The sequence below is a fragment of the Lyngbya sp. CCY1209 genome, assembly GCF_035615495.1.
Classification (GTDB): domain Bacteria; phylum Cyanobacteriota; class Cyanobacteriia; order Cyanobacteriales; family Microcoleaceae; genus Limnospira.
In genome coordinates, this window is sequence record NZ_JAJENU010000522.1 from 1 (window position 1) to 4,064 (window position 4,064).

Below are 4,064 nucleotides of genomic sequence, written 5' to 3' on the forward strand. Positions count from 1 at the left end.
AAATCATCTGAAGATGATTGGGAAATTTGTACAGATCTGACTAGAAATTTGCCTCCTGGAGCCCCCCCTGCCTCCTGTGCCCCCCCTGCCTCCCCTGCCTCCTGTGCCCCTGTGCCCCTCTACCTGCCCTGCCTGCCCTGCCCCCACTTCTCTCAATCGGAAGCCAAACAGGATTCCACCGTCGCCACCACCGACTGAGCCAGGGTTTTCAGGTCATAGCCGCCTTCTAAGCCGAAGACGATCTTTGGGGTGAGTTGCAGGCATTGGGTGGCGAACCAGCCGAAATTTTCGGGTTCGAGGGAAATGCTGGCCAGGGGGTCGGCTCGGTTGGCGTCGTATCCGGCGCTGACGATGAGCAAGTCGGGTTGAAACCCCTTCAGGAAGGGGATGACTTTCTGCTCGAAGGCGGGTTGATATAATGCGAAGGTGCTTCCCGGGGACATGGGCAGATTCAACACATTTTCGTAGGCGCCCCGCTCCTGGGGATAGCCGGTTCCGGGGTAGCAGGGGGACTGGTGCAGGGAACAGTAGGCGAGTCGGGGGTGATTTTCGACGAGGCTTTGGGTGCCGTTGCCGTGGTGGACGTCCCAATCGAGGATGGCGACGCGGTTGACTCCGGGCTGTTCGAGGGCGTAGCGGGCGGCGATCGCGGCGTTGGAAAACAGGCAAAATCCCATCCCCCGGCCGGCTTCGGCGTGGTGTCCCGGCGGGCGGGCTAGGACGAAGGAGGGTTTGCCGCCGGACAGGGTGCGGTCGATGCCGTCGAGCCAGGCGCTCACCGCCAGCAGGGCGACATCGTAGCTGTCGGGGGAAACGGGGGTATCGCCGTCCAGGTAGCCGCCCCCGGAACTGGCGATGCTTTCGACCCGGCGGATGTGTTCCTCGGTGTGCAGGGCTGCGATCGCTTCCAAGATGGCTTCCCGGCGTTTTTCAACGGGGGTGGGGGAGAGCCACTGCAATTGTTGCGTCCAGGGAGCCGATCGCAACGCCTCGACGATCGCCCCGAGGCGTTCCGGTCGTTCGGGGTGAAATAGACCCGTTTTGTGCTGTAGAAATTCGTCGGAGTAGATAACGCTTAACATGGCAACACTGGGGATTGACAACTGGCGAAAAAGATGGTGGGTATTTTCACTTTGCGATGGGGGGCGACGGCGATCGTTGAAAGGGGCGATCGCGCCGCCGGATTTGAAATCCGAAAACCCCAGAAACTATGTTATAATTTCAAGAGATAGTCGTCTCTTTTTAAACAAAACCATCGGATAGAATTATTTTATCGAATTGTTTAAATAAAAAGCGGCTGTTTTTTGGATGTTAATGGAGTTTTTGATCGTATGAGCACCTCCGAGTCGCGAATTATCCCGACGGATTTGCGGAACGAGATGCAGCAGTCTTATCTAGAATACGCCATGAGCGTCATTGTAGGTCGGGCGCTGCCAGATGCGAAAGACGGGTTCAAGCCGGTACACCGCCGCATTCTCTACGCCATGCACGAACTGGGCCTGACCCCCGACCGCCCGTTCCGGAAGTGCGCCCGCGTCGTGGGGGAGGTTCTCGGTAAATACCATCCCCACGGCGATACTGCGGTATATGACGCCCTGGTGCGGATGGCCCAGAACTTTTCGATGCGATCGCCCCTGATCCAGGGCCACGGCAACTTCGGCTCCGTGGACAACGACCCCCCGGCGGCGATGCGATACACCGAATGCCGCCTCCACGCCCTCACCTGCGACGCCATGTTGCGGGACATCGACTCCGACACGGTGGATTTCGGGGACAACTTCGACGGCTCCCAACAGGAACCGCTGGTCCTGCCGGCCCGCATCCCCCAACTCCTGCTCAACGGCTCCTCCGGCATCGCCGTGGGCATGGCCACCAACATCCCCCCCCACAACCTGGGAGAACTGGTGGACGGACTAATCGCCACCATCCACAACCCCGACATCACCGACACCGAGCTGATGCGGTACATCCCCGGGCCGGACTTCCCCACCGGGGCGAAAATTCTGGGGCGATCGGGCATTCGGGAGGCCTACACCACCGGGCGGGGTTCCATCACCATGCGCGGCGTCGCCGAGATCGAAACCATCGAACACCGGGGACGGCCCGATCGCGAAGCGATCATCATCACCCAACTCCCCTACCAAACCAACAAGGCAGCCCTGATCGAAAAGATCGCCGAAATGGTGAACGAGAAGCGACTCGAAGGGATCTCCGACATCCGGGACGAGAGCGATCGCGACGGGATGCGGATCGTGGTGGAACTGAGACGGGACGCCTACCCCAGAGTCGTCCTCAACAACCTCTACAAACAAACCCCCCTCCAGAACAACTTCGGGGCGAATATGTTGGCTCTCGTCAACGGCAAGCCAGAACTGCTCACCCTGAAGCAATACCTCCAGGTGTTCCTCGACTTCCGCATCGACACGATCCGGCGCCGCACCGAATACGAAAAACGCAAAGCCGAAGAGCGGGACCACCTGCTGCAAGGATTATTGATCGCCCTCGACAATCTCGACGCGATCATCGCCCTAATTCGCCACGCGGCCGACACCCCCACCGCCAAGCAGGAATTGATGGACCGGTTCGGCCTCTCCGAACCCCAGGCCGACGCCATTTTGCAGATGCAATTGCGGCGCCTGACCGCCCTGGAAGCCCAGAAGATCCAACAAGAACACGAGGAACTGCTGGCTAAAATTGCCGATCTCGACGATATCCTGAATCGGCGGGAGCGGATTTTGGAGATCGTCGAGCGGGAAGCCAAGGAACTGCAAGAACGGCACGGCACGCCCCGGCGCACGGAAATCGAACTGTCCGAAAGCGAACTCGACGAAACGGATCTGATCGCCAACGAAAAAGCGATCATCCTGCTGACCGAACAGGGCTACATCAAGCGGATGCCCGTCAACACCTTCGACGCCCAAAATCGGGCGACCCGGGGCAAATCCGGCACCAAAATGAAGGAAGATGACGGGATCGAACATTTCCTGAGTTGTTGCGACCACGACAGCATTTTGCTGTTCAGCGATCGCGGCGTGGTTTACTGTTTGAAAGCCTATCAAATTCCCATCGGTTCCCGGGCGGCGCGGGGGGTTCCCATCGTGCAGATGTTGCCCATCCCCCGGGAGGAACGGATCACCTCTTTGGTGCCGGTGAGCGAATTCAGCAACGACGAATATTTGGTGATGTTGACCAAGGGCGGTTACATCAAAAAAACGGCCCTTTCCGCCTTCGCCAACATCCGATCGAATGGTTTAATTGCCATTTCGTTGAACGAAGGGGACGAACTGCGCTGGGTGCGGCGGGCAAAAGTGGACGACAGCATCATCATCGGTTCCCGGCGGGGGATGGCGATCCATTTCCGCACCGACGACAAGCAATTGCGGCCTCTCGGTCGGGCGACGCGGGGGGTGAAGGCGATGAAACTCCGCAAGGATGACGAACTGATCGGTATGGATATTTTGCCCAGTTTTATCGTCGCCAATATCGCCCAGTTGGGCGGCGAAGAGGCGGAACTCGAAGAAGAGGAAACCACCGTCGCCGAGGAAGGGGAAGAAACGGAAGAAACCGCGATCGACCCCGACGGCGTTTCCGTCCTGGTGATCACGACGGGAGGCTACGGAAAGCGGGTTCCGGTGGGTCAATTCCGGCTGCAAAATCGCGCTGGAAAGGGGATCATCGCCACCAAGTTCAAGCCGCATCTGTCGGACGATTGCGTGGTGGCCCTCCAGGTGGTGCACGAGATGGACGAACTGATGCTGGTGACGGGCCGGGGGATCATCATCCGCCAGGTGGTGAACGCCATTCCCAGCCAGTCCCGGAGTGCCACGGGGGTGCGGGTGCAGCGGTTGGACAGCGAAGATGCGATCGCGGCCGTGGCCCTGGTTCCGATTTCCGCCGAGGGAGACGAAGCTGAAGTGGCGGCGGAGTTGGAAGAAGTCGCCGAAGTCGCGGAATAGAAAAAGTCGTGGGGGCCGGCCTCCGTGCCGGCTTTCCCCATCCAATTCCGCCCAATCTGGGCAACCCGGGACGGTTGCCCCCACAGATAGAGAATTGAGGAGAATTGA

Annotated in this window: 2 protein-coding genes; one reads left to right on the top strand and one right to left on the bottom strand. The window is 59.4% G+C overall.

Going from position 1 to position 4,064, the window contains the following annotated elements; translation table 11 throughout:
* Positions 1 to 152: 152 nt before the first annotated feature.
* Positions 153 to 1,082 carry a histone deacetylase gene (locus LKE08_RS17090; RefSeq protein WP_324705456.1) on the bottom strand — a complete coding sequence of 310 codons (930 nt, stop codon included), beginning with the start codon at positions 1,080 to 1,082 and terminating at the stop codon, positions 153 to 155.
* A gap of 249 nt (positions 1,083 to 1,331) precedes the next feature.
* Here LKE08_RS17090 and gyrA point away from each other — a divergent pair, with 249 nt between their 5' ends.
* Positions 1,332 to 3,956, top strand: a complete 2,625-nt coding sequence (gene gyrA, locus LKE08_RS17095; protein ID WP_324705457.1) for a DNA gyrase subunit A — start codon at positions 1,332 to 1,334, stop codon at positions 3,954 to 3,956.
* Positions 3,957 to 4,064: the final 108 nt, after the last annotated feature.

Excerpts from the sequence above, each read along its gene's own strand:
- gyrA (WP_324705457.1), top strand. The coding sequence starts at position 1,332 with ATGAGCACCTCCGAGTCGCGAATTATCCCGACGGATTTGCGGAACGAG.
- LKE08_RS17090 (WP_324705456.1), bottom strand. The coding sequence starts at position 1,082 with ATGTTAAGCGTTATCTACTCCGACGAATTTCTACAGCACAAAACGGGT.